This window comes from Actinomadura scrupuli, from assembly GCF_050971785.1.
Lineage (GTDB): Bacteria > Actinomycetota > Actinomycetes > Streptosporangiales > Streptosporangiaceae > Actinomadura_E > Actinomadura_E scrupuli.
The window spans coordinates 1,085,068-1,101,646 of record NZ_JBPCCU010000002.1 but is presented as its reverse complement, the minus strand read 5'-3'; the positions used below and the strand labels follow the sequence as shown (position 1 = coordinate 1,101,646).

The following is a 16,579-nucleotide window of genomic DNA, read 5'->3' as shown; positions in this document are numbered from 1 at the left end:
GGAACGGTGAATCCGAAACGGCTGGTGGACGTCCGGGCCGGCAACGCCGAGCGGACCTTCGGCAGCGGGTCCGGGTACCTCATCGGGCCTTCGCTGGTGCTCACGGCCAGGCACGTGCTGGTCGACGAGGACGACCGCCCGTGGGAGCGCGTGGACGTGCGGATCGGCGTTCCCGCGGACGGGCCGCCGCAGCATGTCAAGGGCGCCCGGATGTGCTGGCACCGCGGCGACGTGGCCCTGCTGGAGATCGATCCGGGACCGGCACCCGGCCCGGCCGTGCAGTGGGGACGGCCGATCACCACCATGCCTCTTGACTACCGGGGCCTGGGCTTCCCCTCGTTCGCGGGGCGGTACGAGGGTGATCGCGGCGTGGAGGAGCTCCAGGGGGTCATCCAGCCGCTGTCGTTCGGTGCGGGTCCGACCGGCCGGCTGTACGCACTGGACCAGAGCGCCTTCCCGGACGACCGGAGCGACTGGGGCGGGGCCTCGGGGGCGGCGGTGTTCCACGGGCGGCTGCTGATCGGCGTGCTCGTGCTCAGCCCGGGTCACCTGGGTGGCCGGCGCCTGGGGGCCGTGCCCGCGCACGACTTCGTCTCCGATCCCGGGTTCGTACGGCTGGTCACGGCCGGCACCGGAGCGGCTCCCCTGGCGGAGCCGGTGGAGCTGAGCAGGTTCTTCGATGTGCGCCGCGAGCCGGTCCGCGCCGCCACGCCCGGCTCGCTGCTGGACGCCTCGGTGCGCGCGGTGTCGTTCACCGAGACCGCGCGAGCCGACGGCCTGTACCGGTGGCGGGACGACCCCGACCTCGCGTTCTCCGTCAGGCTGATGACCGGTGGCGGGGGTGAGGGCAAGACCCGGCTCGCGCAGCGGCTGGCCGAGTTGAGCCGGGGCTCGGGCTGGGTCACCGGATTCGCCGACGACGACTGGCCGATCGACCCGGACCGCCCCGACCCGGCCGATCTGACGGGGGTGCTGGAGGACAGCACGGCCGACGTGCTGATCGTGATCGACCATGCCGACCGCCACCAGGAACTCGTCCTGTCGATCGGCCGGGAACTGGTGCGCCGATCCCCGTCGTCCAGGGTGCGGCTGCTCCTGCTGAGCAGGCAGGCCGGCGGCTGGTGGGCGGAGCTGCGGGAACGGCTCGGCGATGGGGTCACCACCGAGTTCGTGCTGGGCAGGCTGCCCGACACCCCGTCCTCGCGCGCCGACATCTACCGCAGGTCGGTCCGCGAGCTGGGCGTACACCTCGGTGAGCTGCCCTATCCGCCGGTCACCGGCCCGCTCCCGGACTGGCCCGGTACGGTCGAGCGGCTGCTCGCCGATCCCCGGGAGCCGGCCGGAGAGTCGTTCGGCAGAGTCCTCTCCCTGCAGACGGCGGCACTGGTCGACCTGCTGACACTGGCCGAGGGCGGTGACCTGCTGCCGGACGACCGGCTGGAACAGGCGCTCGTCGACTACGAGTACGACTACCTCATGCGGGCGGCGGAACGGCACGGGCTGCCCCGCGGCGGTCCGCTCGACCGTGCGCTGGCCGCGCTCATCCTGCTCGGACCGTGCCAGGGGGCCGAGGCCCGGATCGTGGCGAGCTTCGCGGAACCGGCACCAGCCGGGCAGGTCCAGTCCTGGCTCCGCACGCTCTACCCGCCGCCCGGCGGGTACGGCTGGGAACTGGGCAAGGTGCTGCCGAGCCGGCTCGGGGAACTGCTGCTCGGCGACATCCTGTTCCAGCGCGGGCAGGAGGACGTGCCCGTACGGCTCGCGGAGCTGACCACGGACCGGGTCATGGCGCGCAGGGTGTTGATCCCACTGGCCCGTACCGCCACGCACGACCGCTTCCGGGACCCGGCCGAGGAGCGGATCCCGGAGCTGCTGGCCACCGACCTCGGTTCCTACAGCCGGGCCGCGCTGTCGCTGCTGCGCAGCGGCGAGCTACGCCGGCCCGTCGCCGCGGGCATGTCCCGCTACATGCGCCGGTCGATCGTCGAACTCCGCGACCGTATCGCCGGGGCCGCCAGAGAGTTCCCCGCCCTGGAGTTCGTCTCGCACATCCACGAGGCGCTGGCCGACACCGGCTCCGAAGAGGAACTGCACCGCCTTGCCGGTTACCAGCACGAGCTGGCCGGCCGGCTGCCGCGCGGGCCCTGGTTGCGGCGGGCCGTGACCGAGGCCGAGCGATCCGCCGACGAGCGCCGGCTCAACGGGGAGGACCCGCAGTCGTTCGTGCCCGAGTACGTCGAGACCGCCACCATGCTGGGCCGGGTTGCCCTCGACGACGGCCGCTTCCGGGACGCGGCCATGCACCTGACGTACGCCTACCTGCTGGGCCGGCAGTTGCCCGCCGACGCGCAGGGCTTCACCGCATGGGCCATGGACGAGCTGCGGCGAACGTACACGGCGGCCCCCGAGCCGGTGGCGGCGGAGTACTCCGAGATCACCGGCGAGCCCGTGCCCGGCTGGATGAAGGAACCACCCGAGACCGCAGAGTAGCCGAGCCACCCGAGACCGCCGGAGGATCGGCACGGGATGGTCACCACGGAAGGCCGGCCGCAGCGGGAAAGCGTTACCGCGGCGGAAGCCGCTCGGACGCGGCGAGATCGTGCTTCCTTGGCCTTCGCGCGATGGTCATAAGGGCTGTTCTTCCGGCCCGACGTGGTGTCGTTCGCCGCTGGGAGTCGTCCAGACATGGTGCCCGGGTTCGAGCTGGTCGAGCCGCCACCCCTTGGCCTGCTTGATGCGATGGTGTCTGCGGCACAGCGGCTGGAGGTTACAACCGCAGGTGATGGCCTGGTCATGGGTGCCATAGGGCACGCAGTGATCAAGATCGCAGGCCCGGGCCGGGCGGCGGCACTGGGGGAAGACGCAGACCGGGTTGCGTGCCTCGATCTTGCGGCGAAGGGCGGGCCCCGGCCGGTAACGGGTCTCACCATGCTGGATGGGTCGGCCCTCATCGTCCAGGACGGTGATGCACCAGGCGGTGCCGGGGCGGGTGGCGTTGTCGGCGAGGATCCGAGCGACAGCGGCCAGCAGTGGCCCGTATCCGGGGATGTCGGCGGGAGCCTGCCCCAACCCGAGGTAGGTGGTGAGCGGGATGGTGAGGTTCACCGTCCCGATTCGGGCGCCGGCACGGGCGGCGATCTCCGCGTCACGGTGGGCCGGCAGATCGTCGCCCTGTTCGTACGGGTCGTGGGTCAGATCTTGTTCGGCCGCCTCGTACCACGGCACGGGATCCTGCCCGCCGTGCCGGTCACCGTCCTCCGGGCGGGACGGGCCCGGTGGATCGTCTCCCACCCGGTCGCTGGGGCCACGAGGCCGCCCCGGTCCACCGGGATGCCCCGGGCCGGTGGCCGCGGAGGTTCCGGACGAGGCTGGGCGGCCCTCGCCGGGATCACCGGGTGGGGGCGATGATCGGCCGGAAGCGTGCTCCGGCCCGGCGTGGGGCCGCAGGTCGGCGGGCAGCAGGCCCAGCATCATCGCCAGGAGAACATCCGCGCGGATGGCCCCCAGGCGGCGGGAGTCGCCGTCGGCTTTCAACCCCCGCGCGATCGCGTTCAACCGGTTCGCCGCGGCGATCGCCTGGTCGGCCGGCAGGTGGCGCCCCGAAATGGTCGCGGTCCCCGACCCGTCGCGCTCCTCGTGGCACCGCACGTCGCGCTGCCCCTCGGCCGCCTCGCGGCGCCTCTCCGCCGCCTGCGGATCCGCAGCGATCACCGCACGAGCCACCTTGGACCGCAACTGCGACGTGGTCAGATCGGGCGCCTTCCCCAGAACCTGGGCCTCCACCCGTGCCGCGACCTCCGCCGTCACAGCGGACGTGCCCTGCGCCATCACCCTCGCCTTGGCCGAATCGACGAGCCCTGCCCGCAGCGCCCCCAGCGTGGCCGGTAGCCGCTCGCACAGAGCCAGTGCCAGATCCACCAGGCACGCCGCGCCGGTCCCGGTGAGGGTGAGCGCCATCTCGACCTCGTCGACCAGGAACTCGGTCACCGGCGACGCCTCGTTCACCGATCGCTCGTGAGCCCCCGCCGGACGCCGTCGTGCCAGCTCCGCGATGATTTCCAGCTCACCCGCCTGTGCCCACGAGACCAGCCGCCGGAACGCCCGCAACGCACCGATCAGCTCCCGGTCCTCCAGCGTGAACGGGATCAATGACTCCAGCACACCCGCCAGCCGGGCACCCGGAGGAAGCGACAATGCCTCCGCTGTTGTCTCGGCCTCGCACGAGACATTGCCGGCGACCTCCATGGGAACCACCTCCAACCCCAAGCTCTATTCGAACGTTACTTTGTATCTGCTCGAAACTCCAGAACAATAAGAATGATTCTTTGGCACCATCCAACCAGCTCAGAGCGTTGCGGATCAGCCGCGCCAACGATCAGATTGATCACCGGAAAGGACTTTTACTAAATGGACTTTCCTTCATTTCCACACAAACTCACCCAGGCCGGGCCGAACGGAGGCGCCCCAGATATGCCGATCGGCTCCACCGCACTGTCACGGATGCGACGATTCGTCCACGGATGGTTACCGACAGGGGGTCGTCGATGAGTCAGATCGGGCTGACAGAGGCCATCGAGCGACTCCGCGAGGAACTGGGCGCCGCGCAGGACGCCGGGGCGAACCAGCAGCTGCGTTTCGAGGTCGTCGAGGTCGAGATGGAACTGCTCGTCGAGCTGCGCAAGGAGGGCGGCGGCAAGGTCGACTTCAAGGTCGTCGGCGCGGACGGAAAGATCTCCAGCAGTACCAGCCACAAGCTGAAACTCAGGCTCAACGTGAAGGACGCGGCCCGCGGCAACGCCTCGCTGGAGGTCGGCGACCGCAGCGAACGACCCTGGGAGGACTGACGAAGCCGGTCCCCGCTCGCAACCGGTCGCCCTGGCCTGCCCAGAACGCCACCTTCCCTTGGACCGGTCCGCGGGTAGTATGAGTTTCAACTACTTGGACATGGCGCGGACACGGTGAGGTGGGGATCATGATCGATCTGGCTGCGATCGAGGCCGAACGGTCCCGGATCCGGGAGACGTACCTCCGCGGGGACCGGCCGGTCAGCTCCGCCCGGGGCCTGCACCACTTCGCGATGCTCTCCTCGGACGTCGAGCGCACGGTGCGCTTCTACCAGGATCTGCTGGAGTTCCCGCTCACCGAGATCTTCGAGAACCGTGACTACAAGGGCTCCAACCACTTCTTCTTCGACATCGGCAACGGCAACCTGCTGGCGTTCTTCGACTTTCCCGGGCTGGACCTGGGGCCCTACCAGGAGGTGCTGGGCGGTCTGCACCATGTCGCCATCTCGGTCGAGCGGACGGTCTGGGAACGGCTGCGCGGCAAGCTGGACGCGGCCGGGGTCGAGTACCACGTGGAGAGCGACGCCTCGATCTACTTCCGCGACCCCGACGGAGCACGACTCGAACTGCTCGCCAACCCCCTCGGGGAGATGTACGGCCACCGTGTGATGTGAGACCGCCTGGGCCCCTGCTTCCAGAGGGATCCAGGCTAGCGCGGCGTGGCCGGGCCGGGTTCGAACGGCGCACCGTGCCCGGGGATGATCAATGCGGGCCGGAGGGCCAGCACCTGCTCCCTGGACGCGCGCAGTACGGCCGGGTCCGGAGCGTACGGATCCTCGGCCGGGCCTTCGGCCGTCCACCACAGGTGGGTCAGCACGATCAGCCCCGCGGCGGTGTCCACGAGGGTGCTGATGTCCTGTGGGGTGTGGCCCGGCGTGGTCATCAGCCGTACGGACTCCGAGAGCGCGAAGCCGTCGGCGTCCCGATCGGACCAGACGTCGTCCTTGTAGACGGCCATGAAGTCGTGGTAGCGGGCGTCGGGGAAGAGCGCGGCATTGAGCGTGTGGTCGGGATGATGGTGGCTGAAGATCACATCAGTGACCTCATCGGGCCGGACGCCGTACCCGGCCAGCGGATCGAGGATCAGCCGGCGGTCGGCGACCATCCCGGGATCGACGACGGCCACCGTCTCGCCCTCGCGGAGCAGCGTCACCGTCCCGGCCACCCGGTCGCCGACGTACCCCACGGTCAGGACCTTCAGTTCCGCACTCACGGTCCCCCTCCAAACGAAGATCATCGTCGGCCCGGGCCCGGTGCGCCGGGGCGGAATCAGGGCAGGATGGCGTTCACATACCCGCCGTCCACCCGCAACGCGCCGCCGGTCGTGGCCGAGGCCTGTTCCGAACTGAGATAGACCACCATGTTGGCGATCTCTTCCGGCTCGATGAACCGGCGTAGCAGCGAGTCGGGGCGGTACTCGGCCATGAACCGCCGCTGTGCGTCGTCCCAGGGCACGTCCGCGCCCACCAGTCCGGTGACGAACTGCTCGACTCCCCCGGTGTGCGTCGGGCCCGCGATGACGGAGTTCACGGTCACCCCGGTGCCCGCGACGGCCTTCGCGTAGCCACGGGAGACGGCCAGCAGCGCCGTCTTGGTCATCCCGTAGTGCACCATCTCGGCGGGGATCGCCACGGCGGAGTCACTGGCGATGAACTGCACCCGGCCCCAGCCACGCTCGGTCATTCCGGGCAGGTACTGACGCGCCAGCCGGATCCCGGACAGCACGTTGACCTCGAAGTAACGACGCCACTCGTCGTCGTCGATCTCCAGTGCGGGCCGTGACTCGAAGATCCCCAGATTGTTGACCAGGATGTCGACGGCGGGCAGCTGGTCGAACACCTGCCGGGCGCCCTCGGCGGTCGCGACGTCCGCGGTCGCGCCGCTCACGGCGGCCCCCGGGATCTCCTCCAGGAGCTCGCGCACCGTGGCGTCCACACGCTGCGCATCCCGGCCGTTGACCACCGTGGTGGCCCCGGCGCGGGCGAGTCCCGCGACGATCGCCCGGCCGATCCCCTTGGTCGATCCGCTGACGAAGGCGGTACGTCCGGTCAGGTCGATGTCCATGACCACCATTGTTTCCGATGGCGGCTCGTCGCCCTCGCACGGCACCCTCGCAGAAATGTGTTGATCTCCCTGCCATCGGATCAGGACGATGGGCACACCGGCGCGACCTGGCCGGCAGGGCCGCCCCTTCGAGAAGGACTGATCATGACGAAGATCGCCGTTACCGGCGTCACCGGGAACCTCGGGCGGATCGCCCTGGAGGACCTGCTCACCAGGACCGCGCCGGGCGAGGTCGTCGCGATCGCCCGCACCCCGGGCAAGGCGGCGGACCTCACCGAACGCGGGGTCACGGTGCGCCACGGCGACTACGACGACGCCGCCTCCCTGGACACGGCGTTCGCCGGAGTGGAGGTCCTGCTGCTCGTCTCCGGTCCCGACGTGACCCCGGGCGTACGCGTGGCGCAGCACCAGACCGCCGTCACGGCCGCCGTCCGGGCGGGGGTGAAGCGGATCGTCTACACCAGTGCAGTCGGCGCCGAGGCCGGTACGGGATTTCTCGCGGACCACACCGCCACCGAGGAGGCGATCGTGCGATCCGGCCTGAGCCACACCTTCCTGCGCAACGCCTTCTACACCGAGGCGTTCGTGGGCACGGCCCTGGCCCAGGCCCGGGAGACCGGCGAGGTGACCTCGTCCACCTCGGGCCGGCCGCTGAACACCGCGACGCTCCGCGATCTGGCGCTCGCGGCCGCGGCGACGCTGACCGGCTCGGAACACGACAACGTGATCTACGAGTTGCGCGGGCCGTTGTGGACCTACCCGGAGCTGGCCGACACTCTCACGAGGGCGCTGGGCAGGCCGATCCCCCACCGAGAGGTGACCGACGCGGAGGCCGGCCGACTGGGATCGCTGTTCCCGATAGTGCGCGCCGGGGCCTTCGCCCGGACCGGGCCCGACCTCCCCCGGCTGCTCGGCCGCCCGGCGACCGGTCTCGACGCCGCCGTCACCGCCCTGCTGCGGAGACGATGACGACCGTCCGCTCCTCGCCGGCCTACTTGGAAGACGACGGCCCCTCCGCCGGGCTTAGGACCGGGGTTCGCGGGACCGCCGGCCCAGGGTGAAGGCGATCACCTCGTCGAACCCACGGACGGCGAGCGGACCGACCTGGCTCAGCTTGAACCGGCGGCGGCCGGTGAGGCCCGCGCTCATCTGCGCGTCCACCAGTACCTGGTCCGGTGCCGCCAGTGCGGTGAGCCTGCTCGCCAGGTTCACGGTGCTGCCGAAGACGTCTCCCATCCGCGCGAGCACCGGGCCCAGCGCGACACCGACCCGTACCGGCGGGACGGTCCGCTCCCCGGCGTGCACCTCCACGAGCTGGAGCGCGATCTCCGCCGCCTCCGGGGCCGAGTCGGCGACGAACATCACCGAATCCCCCAGGGTCTTCACCACCCGGCCGCGCCCGGCGGTCACCAGGTCGGCGGATCTGCCCTCGAACCGGTCGACCAGCCGGGCGAGGTCCAGCTCGTCCAGGTGGCGGCTCAGCCGGGTGAACCCGACCAGGTCCGCGAAACCCACGGCCAGCCGGGTGGCACGGGCCTCCTGGTCGGTCTGCATCACCCGCCCCACCGAGGCGGCGAGCTGCCTGCGCCAGGTGTACGCCAGCAGCCGCTCGAGGTCCGGCATCAGGTCGGGCACCGTACGGCTCAGGACCTGGGCGCGTTCGTCGGCCGCCACCCCGACGTGGTCGAGCAGTTCCATGCTGAGTTCCGCCTGGGACTCGGCCAGCCGCGCGGCCGCACGCCCCAGCGACCTGGCCAGCAGCAGCGCGTGATGTTCTTCGAACACTCCCTCGGCGACGAGCCGCAGCAGCACCACCAGGGCGTCCACGTCCGCGTCGGTGAACTCCACCGCCTCGTCGCCGACGTTCGCGAAGCCCAGCGCACGCCAGAATCGGCGCGCCCGGTAGACGGGCACACCGGCCAGACCGGCCACCTCTCTGCTGGTGTACCGGCGGCGATGCTGCAAGATCAGATCCGCTAGCTCATCCGCCGCTGGATCTTCTGCTGCCATCACTCCACCCAGCTCCGCGCCGACGTGGCCCAAACCATGGCAAACATTACGCTCGACCGGCCGCCGGTATTCCGCTCGGGGACACCCCGAGCCGCCACCCTCCGTGTCCGAGCCGGTCTGATCCGCAGCCGCCCGGCCGGCTGCGCGGGCACGGGGGACCCCGGTGCCGGGCGGCGGCAAGACCGTATGGATACTCGATCACGCTCGTCAGACCAGCGGAACGAGGAGGGGCCGACCATGCCGACCGAGGTTCTCGGAGTCGACGATCGGGACAGGATCCGTACGCTCACGTTCCAGCGGCCGGAGGCGGCCAACGCCTTCAACGAAGATCTCTACCTCGCCCTCGCCGGCGCACTCGAGACGGCGGCCGCCGACGACGCGGTGTCGGTCGTGCTGCTCACCGGCGCCGGGAAGGCGTTCTCCTCGGGCACCGACCTGAACGAGATGGCCGCCATCGCCCAGGCGCACGCAGCCGGTGAGAGCTCCGCGGACGCCGGCAAGGGCTTCGGCACCCTACTGGACGTGCTGATCGCCTTCCCCAAGCCCCTGCTGGCCGCGGTGAACGGTTCCGGGGTCGGGCTCGGCCTCACGATGCTGGCCCACTGCGACCTGGTCCTGATCGCCGAACACGCCCGGCTGCTGGCGCCGTTCACCGCGATGGGCGTCGCCCCCGAGGCGGCCAGCAGCTACCTGCTGCCGTTGCGGATGGGGCACCAGCAGGCCGCCCTGGCGCTGTACGCCTCCCGCTGGATCACCGCGGACGAGGCCGTGGCCTCCGGCCTGGCGCTCCGGACGTGCCCCGCCGAGACCTTGCTGGAGACGACGTACGAGCTGGCCCGGGAGATCGCGGCCAAGCCGCTGGCGTCGCTGCTGGCCACCAAACGGCTCGTCGGCGACGCCCACCGGGACCGGATCCTGCGCGCCCAGCAGCAGGAGGACGCCGCGTTCGCCGAGCTCCTGCGCGGCCCGGGACTGGACGACGGCCTGCGCGACCGGCTCGGCGGCGGCCACTGAGCGGGCAGGCCGCTCGGCCGGTCCCCCTCGCCCAGCCCACTGCGCTCACCGCCCCGCCGCGACCCGGCGGGGATGGACCACGTCCTCCGGCCGGTGCGGGTGAGCCCGCACCGGCCGGGTGACGCCCCCGTGCCCGACCCGGTCAGGAGAGCGGATCGAGATCGGCGTGCTTGTCGAAGCCGACGTAGATCCGCGCGGAGGCGGTGGTGGCCAGCCGGGAGAGCGTCTCCAGCTCGCGGACCCGCAGCAGCACGGGGTGCTCGGAGTAGGCCGACGCGGCGTCGGCGTGCATCCGCAGCGCCTTGGCCTCGGCCTCGGCCCGGATGCGGTGGGCCTCCGCCTCGCTCTCGGCCGCCATCCGCTCGGCCTCCCGCCGGGACTGCGCGGCGATCCGCTCGGTCTCGGCGCGGGACCTGGCCTCGATGGTCTCCCGCTCGGCCTTCGTGCGCGCGTCGACGAGGTGGGCCTCGCTGAGCCGCTCGGCGGTGAGCACCCGGTTCATGATCTCCTGGAGGTTGCCGGGGAACACCAGGTCTTTGACATCGGCCCGGAGAATGGCGACTCCATAACCGGCCGCGGCGTCGGTGACATCGCTGAGAATGTCCTCGCTGAGCTGATTGCGATTGGTGAGAATGGCCTCCAGCGTCATGGACGCCAGCGAACGGCGCGCGGCGAGCTGGACGTCGCTGTAAAGCCGGTCCTCGTAGGAGGCCACCTTCTCCAGCGCCGCGACGGGATCGACGACCCGGAACAGCGTGATGATGCTGACCCGTACCGCGACCTTGTCCGAGGTGAGGATCTCCTGGCCCTTGAGGGTCAGCTCGCGCTCACGCATGTCGACCAGCACGATCTCGGTGACGGGCACGCGCTTGCGCCACGTCGAGGCCTGCGGCAGCTCGTAGCGGCCGGCCTCGAGCACGCCCGTCAGCCGGCCGTCCTCGTAACGCAGGCCACGGTGCGTGGACTTGATGATGACATCGCTGGTCTGGGTCATGACGTTCTCCCGTCTTTCACAGAGAGGGAACCGCCCCGAATCAGGTCCCGATATGAAGGACGAGCTTTCGGATGGGAAACCAGTTATCACAGGATGACTGTTCCGAATGCACGGCTTCCGTAAGGCCGCTCGCTCCTGAGCCTGCCGGGGCGGCCCATAAAGACGATAAAGGACCATCAATGAAAGGTCACTCGATTTATTCGAGCCAGGGCGTGGTCTTGCGGAACTCCTTGGCCGCGAGTTCCACGACATGCTGGATGGTCGTGATGCCGTAGCCGTCGGTGGGGTTGTGCCAGGTGAGGACCGCGATGAGGAAGTCATGACCGTGCCCCTTGACCCGGCCGATGCTGTCGATGACCCAGCGCTCGCCGTCACGCTCCAGGGTCATCCAGCCGTTCTTCAGCGCGACCTCGTCGCCCTTGCGGGCGGCGGCGCTGATCCCCCACGACTCCGCCTTGACGACCTTCCCCATCAGGCCCAGGACGTAGTTGCGGTTCTTGGCGTTCAGCGCGCTCTTGGTGCTGAGCAGCGCCTCCAGCAGCCGCCGCTGGTCCTTCGCCGTGGTCCGGGTGAGGCTCCAGCACAGCAGGTCCTTGCACTTGCCGTCGACGGGCTCGGTGTCGGTCAGATGAAACTTGCGGTTGGCGGCGGCGACTCCGCTCGCGCCGCCGACCTTCACGTACAGCCTGTCGGCGGCGTGGTTGTCGCTGTAGCGGATCATGAGGTCGGCGTCCGCGCGCTCCGCGGCGGTGAGCGAGCGGTGCTTGCGCTGCCGCTGGAGCAGCAGCGTCATGAGGATGTCGACCTTGACGGCACTGGCCGTGACGTACTCGCCGCCGGGGCGGTAGCGGAAGAAGGCCCCGGTCGCACGGTCCACCATCTCGACCGTCACCGCGCTCGACCGGCCGGCCAGATAGGCGTCGATCGCCTTGGCCAGCTTCTTGCGGTTCAGCGGCGCGGGTGTGGGCGGGACGGAGGGTTCTGCGGTGGGGCCGGGCGTACCGGACGGCGTGACCGACGGGGAGGCCCGGGTCGGCGTGGCCGCCGCCGACTCGTCGTCACCCGAGCAACCGGCGAGCAGCGTTCCGATCGTGAGCAGCAGCGCGGCGGCGGCCAGCAACCTGACGAGACGTCCAGGCACGTCAGGCACCGTCCCAGCGGGCCCGCCGCATGTCGACCCGGGTGCCGTCGGGGCGCAACGGCGTGCCCTCTTCGCGGTAGTGCTCCAGAGCCCGCCGCTCGTGGCCGGTCGGCGGGCCGCCGTCGGCACGGATCACCCGCCACCAGGGAAGCCCGCCACCGCTCATCGACATCACCCTGCCGACCTGCCGGGGACCACCGAGCCCGAGGAACTCCGCGACGTCTCCGTACGACATGACCCGTCCCGGCGGGATGCGCTCCACCACCTCGGATACGAGCTCGGCATAATCATCGGAATCCGTCGGCATCGGCCGATTCTCGCGTCAAAACGTCTCCCGGCGCCACTGTCCGCTCACCGATCAGGGTCTCTTCCCGGGAGAGCGTCTCCCGGGCCGCGTTCGTCACCGGCGGCGCCACCACCGGGCGGCCCTCCCGGCGGAGCATCCGGAGACAGCGGGTCCGGAGACAGGCCGTCCTGAGACGGAGCGTCCCCCGGCGTGGGAGGCACGGCGTCAGGGGACTCCGGGGTGGACAGCGGTGCCGGAGACCCCGCGCCGACGGCCGTGGCGCGGCGCCGGCCGCGGATCGCCAGGAACAGCGCCAGCATGACGGCCAGGAGCCCGGCCGCGGCGAGCCCGCCGAACCCGGCCAGCAGGCCCTGGTCGTGCCGTACGGCCTGGATCCTCGCGGGCGGGTGCCCTCCGAAGCGTGCCGTGTCGGCGATCGCTCCCCGGCCGCCGGTGACGGGCGGCTTGTCCTCCAGCGCCTGCGCCGCCTTCAGGGCGCCGATGGGGTTGATGATCCCGTAACCGGTCTCGGTGTCGTAGCCGGACTTGGGGTGGTGGGCCGACGAGGTGATCGCCTGCGCGACCAGGGCCTGGGACAGCTTGGGATGCTCCGCCCGGACCATGGCCGCGGTCGAGGCCACCCAGGCGATGGCGGGCAGGGTGCCCTTCATGGTCCACAGCGTGTTCCCCGGGCCGATGGAGGGGAAGGCGAAGCCCGGTGCCCCGACGAGGACCGAGCTGTTCTTGCCGGAGAACTTGGCGATCCGATGGCCTTTGAGGTCGAGGGCGCCGACGCCGATGACCCCCGGCTCAGCGGCCGGATAGATCGCGCTGGTCTCGTCGTCGCCGATCCTGGCGGCGCCGGCGACGACCGTCGCGTTCTTCGACAGCGCATAGGCGACGGCTGTCCGAACCGGCGTGTACGCGTTTCCCCACGAGTAGGGATCGATACAGATGACCTGGGCGCCGTGGTCGGCCGCGTACCGGATCCCCTTCGCCTGGATCTCACTGAAGTCCTCGCGTTCGTAGAACGCCTTGCCGCCCGGCTCGTCGGGCTCGGGCGCGATCCGGATCGGCAGGATGTCCGCACCGGAGGCGAGGCCCCGCATGCCGACCGGGGAGTAGTGGGTGAGGCCGGCTCCCGCGACCAGCGAGGCGAGCAGGGTGCCTGTGGTCCTGTCGGCATGGTCGTTGTTCACGAAATCCTTGCCGGGTTTCACCTTGCCGCGCAGCGAGCCGACCGATTTGTCCACTCCGGTGCTGACGATCGCGACGGTCACGCCCCGGCCTTTGGTGATCCGCCGAGCCGCGTCCAGATCGCGGGCGAGTTGCCTGAGCACTGAGAGATCATCGGCCTGGGCGACGGGAGCGGCGAGGACGGTGGCGGGCAACATGCTCGCGAGCAGCCCTGCGCACAGGGTGACGCGCTTCAGCACTGGATCTCCTTGGCCTTGCAGGGCACGGCGTTGCGGGCGAGACGTCCGATCACGGTCGTCAGGATCTCGGTGGTGAAGTTGAAATCCTCCACTCGATCGCCCGGCTTGACCTTCGGGCGGCCATCGGTCCAGCCCTCGGCGGAAAGGAACAGGTAGGAGGTGTGATTCGTCTGCATGGTCAGCAGCTGGCGCTGAGCATCGCCGAACCGCTCGGCCGCGGTATCCGGAAAGGCCACCGGACGGATGCCCCAGCGATCGCCGGTGCCGTGCAGCGCGGATTCGGCCGCGTCCGCCTTGTCCTCGTCGGGCATCACGGCGATACCGAGCGTCATCAGCAGGGTGCCCGACTGATCCGCGTAAGTGGCCCGCAGGACCGTGACACAGCCGTGCCGGGCCACCACCTGGGCCACCTCCCGGTCCAGAGCCTGCGCGCAGCCCGCAGCCGGGGCGATCCCGATCCGGCGGGCGGTCCGCTTGTCGCCGGTCCAGCCGTTCATGTACGGGACGGTCGCCGGGAAGATCTCACCGGCCGATCGGAAGCGCCACCTCAACCGGGTCTCGGCATCGCCCGCCGCGGTGACCTCGGCGGTGGTCGGAGGGCGGGTCAGCTCCCGGACGACGGCGAAGCCCCCGCCGCCGAGCGCCCCCAGCCCCAGGACCCCCAGTGCGATGAGCGCGCTCGTACGGATCCAGCGGCGCCGCCGAGGCGGCGGCCCTTCCTGGGGGGACATATCCGGGGGCGGTGCAGGCTCCTGGCCGCCGTCAACCGTCTCATCACCATTTGACACGGAAGGCAACGTATCGGAAAGGATCTTCGTCCGGAACAGGTTTATGATCTTGCGGGGCGCCGGGCCACCAGGAAGCCCACCGCCACGGTCAGGCCCACCAGGCCGAGCAGTCCGACGACGCTCCAGGTCACCAGCACGCCGTTGTCGCGATGGACGACCTGGATCGGCGGGACCGCGCCATCGCCGGTCAGCGGCCGGCCGGCGTCCTGTCCGGCCCCGGTCATCTTGGCGCCGGTGAGCCGCTGGGCGGCGGCGAGCGCGGCGGCCGCGTCCACCTCTCCGAAGCCGACGCCCGGGTCGTAGCCGCTGGAGGGCCGGTTGGCGGTGCTCGCCACGATCGCCTGGGTGACCAGGGCGGGCTGGAGGCCGGGGTACCGGGACCGGATCAGCGCCACCACCCCGGAGACGAACGCGGTCGCCGGGCTGGTCCCGTCCCCGACCCAGTAGGTGTCGTCCGGGCCGGCTCCGATCACCTTCACCCCGGGCGCGGAGACCACGACGGCCGAGTTGCGGTTGGAGAAGCCGGCGTGCCGGTGGGCGGCGTCGACCGCCGCCACCGCGATGACGCCGGGGTAGGAGGCCGGATACGAGTACGGGGCGTGACCGTCCCGGCGGGCCGTCCGGCTGGCGCCCTGGTTTCCCGCCGCGGCGACGATCACCACGCCCTTGGAGACCGCGTAGTCGACGGCCTGCCGGTCCTGCTTGGTGGACTCCGCCTTGCCGAGCGACATGTTGATCACTTTGGCGCCGTGATCGACCGCGTAGCGGATGCCCTTGGCGATCGAGCCGTCGAAGCGTTCGTTGCCGTTGAAGATCTGGAACCCCGGCTCGTCGTTCTCCAGGACCACCCGGACCGACAGGATCCTCGCCTCGGGAGCGACGCCGATGATCCCGTCGGCGCCACCGGGACCATGGCCGTGACCCGCGATGATCGACGCCATGTTGGTGCCGTGCAGCCGCTTGGGGAGCACGCCGGGCGGGTTGGCGCCCTGGGTGTAGTCGGGACCGGCGGTGACCGAGCCCGCCAGATCCTGCTGGTCCTCGTCGACGCCCGAGTCGAGCACCGCGACGGTGACGCCGCCGCCCCGGCTGACGTTCCAGGCCTGCTGGGCCCGGACGGCGGTGAGCAGCGACTCCTCGTCGTCGCGCACCTGGTCGGCCCGGGCCGTGCCCGGCACCGTGGCCGCGCCGAGCAGCAGAGCGGTGGCCAGGAGCGCCAGCGGGCGCCTCAGCATGACCAGTCCGGCTGGGCGCAGTCGACCCGGGCCGGGGTGGCCAGCGGGGTGAGCACGGCCTTGGCCAGGTCGTCGGCCACGTCGGGCAGGAGCCCGCCCTGGCGGTCGCGGGGAGGCGGCCGGCCGTCGGCATAGCCGATCACCGCGAACGCGACGTACGGCCCGCCCTGCGCCCCCGGGGCCGACCTCTGGACGGCCGCGTCGGTGAACCTGGCCACCGCGGAGTCGGGGAACGCCAGCGCCCTGAGCCGTGCCGGGCCCTTCACCGCCCGGAGGCCGGTCTTGGCGAGCGCCGCGGATCGCTCGTCCGGGAAGACCGCCACCCCCACGGTCATCGCCGAGCCCTGGCTCTTGTCGAGGTAGGTGGCGCGCAGCACCGCGCGGCAGCCGTACGCCCGTACGGCGGCGGCAGCGGCGGGATTCAGGCCCGTGTCGCAGGAGGCGGCGGTGCCGATGCCGACGAGCCTGGCGGTCTCCGGGCCGCCCTCCTCCAGGGTGTAGCCCACCCCGGCCGGGAAGATCTTGCCCGCGGGCCAGGTCTGCCACCGCCGGGCGACCTCGAGGACGCCGGCCTGCCGCAGTTCGGCCGGGTGCGGGCCACGGGTCAGTTCCCCGGTGAGCCGGACGCCCGCGAGCACCAGGGCGGCGAGGCAGACCACGGCGGCCAGTGCCGCCGGGAGCATCCGGCTCCGGCCTCTCGGAGCGCCGGTGGTCGGGGCGGGCCACTCATCCACGATGTCGACTTCTGGCACGAATGCGAAGGGTAG

16 protein-coding genes are annotated in these 16,579 nt (G+C 71.1%); 5 read left to right on the top strand and 11 right to left on the bottom strand.

All coding sequences use genetic code 11. The features are described from left to right. Positions 1-6 precede the first annotated feature (6 nt). Positions 7-2,490: a S1 family peptidase gene (locus tag ACRYCC_RS12820; protein ID WP_433811564.1), complete on the top strand. Its 2,484-nt coding sequence runs from the start codon at positions 7-9 to the stop codon at positions 2,488-2,490. Positions 2,491-2,625: 135 nt separating this feature from the next. Here the strand turns inward: ACRYCC_RS12820 and ACRYCC_RS12815 are convergent, their stop codons facing one another. Continuing rightward, on the bottom strand, positions 2,626-4,245 hold the full coding sequence (locus tag ACRYCC_RS12815) for an HNH endonuclease signature motif containing protein (protein ID WP_433811562.1): 1,620 nt from the start codon (positions 4,243-4,245) through the stop codon (positions 2,626-2,628). A 299-nt stretch (positions 4,246-4,544) separates the two neighbouring features. Between ACRYCC_RS12815 and ACRYCC_RS12810 the strand changes: the two genes are divergently transcribed. Together ACRYCC_RS12810 and ACRYCC_RS12805 are read left to right on the top strand one after the other, a co-directional pair. Beyond that, entirely contained in the window at positions 4,545-4,844 is a 300-nt protein-coding gene (locus tag ACRYCC_RS12810; RefSeq protein ID WP_433811560.1) for a trypco2 family protein, read from the top strand. Between the two features lie 128 nt (positions 4,845-4,972). Then, the gene (locus tag ACRYCC_RS12805; RefSeq protein ID WP_433811558.1) at positions 4,973-5,458 is read left to right on the top strand and encodes a VOC family protein; all 486 of its coding nucleotides are present in this window, start codon (positions 4,973-4,975) and stop codon (positions 5,456-5,458) included. A gap of 35 nt (positions 5,459-5,493) precedes the next feature. Here the strand turns inward: ACRYCC_RS12805 and ACRYCC_RS12800 are convergent, their stop codons facing one another. Both ACRYCC_RS12800 and ACRYCC_RS12795 read right to left on the bottom strand, forming a co-directional pair. Continuing rightward, on the bottom strand, positions 5,494-6,057 hold the full coding sequence (locus ACRYCC_RS12800) for an MBL fold metallo-hydrolase (protein ID WP_433811556.1): 564 nt from the start codon (positions 6,055-6,057) through the stop codon (positions 5,494-5,496). Between the two features lie 56 nt (positions 6,058-6,113). Then, the gene (locus ACRYCC_RS12795) at positions 6,114-6,908 is read right to left on the bottom strand and encodes an SDR family NAD(P)-dependent oxidoreductase (protein ID WP_433811554.1); all 795 of its coding nucleotides are present in this window, start codon (positions 6,906-6,908) and stop codon (positions 6,114-6,116) included. Between the two features lie 144 nt (positions 6,909-7,052). Between ACRYCC_RS12795 and ACRYCC_RS12790 the strand changes: the two genes are divergently transcribed. Beyond that, complete coding sequence (locus tag ACRYCC_RS12790) at positions 7,053-7,877, top strand: NAD(P)H-binding protein (protein ID WP_433811552.1); 825 nt, start codon at positions 7,053-7,055, stop codon at positions 7,875-7,877. Positions 7,878-7,931: 54 nt separating this feature from the next. Here the strand turns inward: ACRYCC_RS12790 and ACRYCC_RS12785 are convergent, their stop codons facing one another. Next, positions 7,932-8,873 (bottom strand): adenylate/guanylate cyclase domain-containing protein, encoded by a 942-nt coding sequence (locus tag ACRYCC_RS12785; RefSeq protein WP_433811550.1) that lies wholly within the window; start codon positions 8,871-8,873, stop codon positions 7,932-7,934. A gap of 282 nt (positions 8,874-9,155) precedes the next feature. On the opposite strand from ACRYCC_RS12785, the gene ACRYCC_RS12780 reads away from it, so the two are divergent. Next, positions 9,156-9,932 (top strand): enoyl-CoA hydratase/isomerase family protein, encoded by a 777-nt coding sequence (locus tag ACRYCC_RS12780; RefSeq protein WP_433811548.1) that lies wholly within the window; start codon positions 9,156-9,158, stop codon positions 9,930-9,932. A 142-nt stretch (positions 9,933-10,074) separates the two neighbouring features. On the opposite strand, the gene ACRYCC_RS12775 is transcribed toward ACRYCC_RS12780, so the two are convergent. The 7 genes from ACRYCC_RS12775 to ACRYCC_RS12745 all read right to left on the bottom strand — a co-directional run bounded on the left by ACRYCC_RS12775 (position 10,075) and on the right by ACRYCC_RS12745 (position 16,564). Then, a complete protein-coding gene (locus ACRYCC_RS12775) occupies positions 10,075-10,926 on the bottom strand; it encodes a slipin family protein (protein WP_433811546.1) in 852 nt (283 codons plus the stop codon). Between the two features lie 196 nt (positions 10,927-11,122). Then, positions 11,123-12,067 (bottom strand): serine hydrolase, encoded by a 945-nt coding sequence (locus ACRYCC_RS12770; RefSeq protein ID WP_433811544.1) that lies wholly within the window; start codon positions 12,065-12,067, stop codon positions 11,123-11,125. A 1-nt stretch (position 12,068) separates the two neighbouring features. After that, positions 12,069-12,374 carry an MGMT family protein gene (locus ACRYCC_RS12765; protein ID WP_433811542.1) on the bottom strand — a complete coding sequence of 102 codons (306 nt, stop codon included), beginning with the start codon at positions 12,372-12,374 and terminating at the stop codon, positions 12,069-12,071. A 44-nt stretch (positions 12,375-12,418) separates the two neighbouring features. Next, the gene (locus ACRYCC_RS12760; RefSeq protein WP_433811540.1) at positions 12,419-13,789 is read right to left on the bottom strand and encodes a S8 family peptidase; all 1,371 of its coding nucleotides are present in this window, start codon (positions 13,787-13,789) and stop codon (positions 12,419-12,421) included. Next, the gene (locus ACRYCC_RS12755; RefSeq protein WP_433811538.1) at positions 13,783-14,520 is read right to left on the bottom strand and encodes a hypothetical protein; all 738 of its coding nucleotides are present in this window, start codon (positions 14,518-14,520) and stop codon (positions 13,783-13,785) included. Before ACRYCC_RS12755 ends, ACRYCC_RS12760 begins: the two co-directional genes overlap by 7 nt. A 98-nt stretch (positions 14,521-14,618) precedes the next feature. Beyond that, positions 14,619-15,812 carry a S8 family serine peptidase gene (locus tag ACRYCC_RS12750; RefSeq protein WP_433811536.1) on the bottom strand — a complete coding sequence of 398 codons (1,194 nt, stop codon included), beginning with the start codon at positions 15,810-15,812 and terminating at the stop codon, positions 14,619-14,621. Then, positions 15,806-16,564: a hypothetical protein gene (locus ACRYCC_RS12745; protein ID WP_433811534.1), complete on the bottom strand. Its 759-nt coding sequence runs from the start codon at positions 16,562-16,564 to the stop codon at positions 15,806-15,808. Before ACRYCC_RS12745 ends, ACRYCC_RS12750 begins: the two co-directional genes overlap by 7 nt. Positions 16,565-16,579: the final 15 nt, after the last annotated feature.

Excerpts from the sequence above, each read along its gene's own strand:
- ACRYCC_RS12815 (WP_433811562.1), bottom strand. The coding sequence starts at position 4,245 with ATGGAGGTCGCCGGCAATGTCTCGTGCGAGGCCGAGACAACAGCGGAG.
- ACRYCC_RS12810 (WP_433811560.1), top strand. The coding sequence starts at position 4,545 with ATGAGTCAGATCGGGCTGACAGAGGCCATCGAGCGACTCCGCGAGGAA.
- ACRYCC_RS12805 (WP_433811558.1), top strand. The coding sequence starts at position 4,973 with ATGATCGATCTGGCTGCGATCGAGGCCGAACGGTCCCGGATCCGGGAG.
- ACRYCC_RS12795 (WP_433811554.1), bottom strand. The coding sequence starts at position 6,908 with ATGGACATCGACCTGACCGGACGTACCGCCTTCGTCAGCGGATCGACC.
- ACRYCC_RS12790 (WP_433811552.1), top strand. The coding sequence starts at position 7,053 with ATGACGAAGATCGCCGTTACCGGCGTCACCGGGAACCTCGGGCGGATC.
- ACRYCC_RS12780 (WP_433811548.1), top strand. The coding sequence starts at position 9,156 with ATGCCGACCGAGGTTCTCGGAGTCGACGATCGGGACAGGATCCGTACG.
- ACRYCC_RS12775 (WP_433811546.1), bottom strand. The coding sequence starts at position 10,926 with ATGACCCAGACCAGCGATGTCATCATCAAGTCCACGCACCGTGGCCTG.
- ACRYCC_RS12765 (WP_433811542.1), bottom strand. The coding sequence starts at position 12,374 with ATGCCGACGGATTCCGATGATTATGCCGAGCTCGTATCCGAGGTGGTG.
- ACRYCC_RS12755 (WP_433811538.1), bottom strand. The coding sequence starts at position 14,520 with ATGTCCCCCCAGGAAGGGCCGCCGCCTCGGCGGCGCCGCTGGATCCGT.
- ACRYCC_RS12750 (WP_433811536.1), bottom strand. The coding sequence starts at position 15,812 with ATGCTGAGGCGCCCGCTGGCGCTCCTGGCCACCGCTCTGCTGCTCGGC.